This is a genomic window from Shewanella sp. SW32 (genome assembly GCF_025653365.1).
GTDB lineage: Bacteria > Pseudomonadota > Gammaproteobacteria > Enterobacterales > Shewanellaceae > Shewanella > Shewanella oncorhynchi.
The window spans coordinates 1-1,244 of record NZ_JAKKSJ010000089.1 but is presented as its reverse complement, the minus strand read 5'-3'; the positions used below and the strand labels follow the sequence as shown (position 1 = coordinate 1,244).

1 protein-coding gene is annotated in these 1,244 nt (G+C 49.3%); it reads right to left on the bottom strand.

Annotation, left to right across the window (positions count from 1 at the left end):
* Positions 1-20 precede the first annotated feature (20 nt).
* The gene (locus tag L5M28_RS23895) at positions 21-1,145 is read right to left on the bottom strand and encodes an ISAs1 family transposase (protein WP_042849116.1); all 1,125 of its coding nucleotides are present in this window, start codon (positions 1,143-1,145) and stop codon (positions 21-23) included.
* Positions 1,146-1,244: the final 99 nt, after the last annotated feature.

Below are 1,244 nucleotides of genomic sequence, written 5' to 3'. Positions count from 1 at the left end.
CAGGGTGAGATTACGAGTGGTCATTTAATAACCACACTCATGCCGGCTTCAAGCACCGCATCCAAATAAGCCTCATTCATCAATGCCTGACGCTGCTTTCTTCTGATACTCATTTTTCGCTTCTCAGCGCGTAACATATTCAAACCAAAGTGTCGCATCGTGGCAAGATTAGTCGCTGCATTACCACGGTATATCTGGCACGCATCCTCACCTAAACTCACATCCAGCACCCAGTGCAACTGGTTTTCGATACTCCAATGCTCGCGAACTGCGCTGGCTAGCCGCTCGGCACTAAGCGCGGCTGAGCTAATAAAATAACGTTGCTCTAACACCGCACGCTTGTGCTTTTCCACCCGGTAAGTCGTTGCCATGCCAAGGGTTGTCAGCGCTGGCCACGCAGCTTTGAGTTTTTCCGGTAATTCACTGGCATCACATACCTGGAATTCTCGGTACTCCAAGCGCCCACGGTTCTTTTCCAATGACTGCGCTGCACTGTCTTTGCGCGCCTTACCCGCAAACACTTGTTTTACTGCATCGTGCAGCTGTCCTTGGTTGCCTTTAACCGTCAGCAGGTAGTCAGCTTCTTTATCTACTATCTGCTGCGCTATCTCTTTCTGGCATCCCATGGCATCCAAACTGACCAGACATCCTTTAAGCTCCAGCAAGTTAAGTAGCTGAGGTATCGCCGTAATTTCGTTGCTCTTCTCGTCCGTTTTAACCTGGCCCATTACCACGCCATTGGCACTGGCAAACGCGCTAACCATATGAATAGATGAGCAGCGGTCTTCACGGTTGTAGGAGCCGCGCAGCGTTTTGCCGTCAATCGCTACTACCTGACCATCAGTAAGTTCTGTACAAGCCTGCATCCAACTGGCAAAGCAACGCTGTAAGGCTTCGCTGTCCAGCAATGACATCACCCGCGCGATAGTGTCGTGTACCGGCAAGCCCAGTTTGAAAAAACCATGTTCTTGCAACCAGTCAAAGCGGTTTTCACCGAAATCTTCAATATCTTCCCAGCCCTCACAGCCTGCGATAACTGCACACAGCGTTAAAAACACCACGTCAAACAAGGGATAAACGACCTTAGATGCTTGCCTTGGGTCTTCTAATTCTGAAAAGTGCTCTGCAAAAATATCGATGTTCATAAACTGGCTCCGCGTAAAAGCCAGTATCTGATCACAACGGAAGATCGCGGTCAATCAGTTATGTTAAAGTGCGCGTTAAATGTTCGTGATCTTGCCCTG

What these genes read in the sequence shown, in the direction of transcription:
- L5M28_RS23895 (WP_042849116.1), bottom strand. Translation starts at nt 1,145, where the DNA reads ATGAACATCGATATTTTTGCAGAGCACTTTTCAGAATTAGAAGACCCA.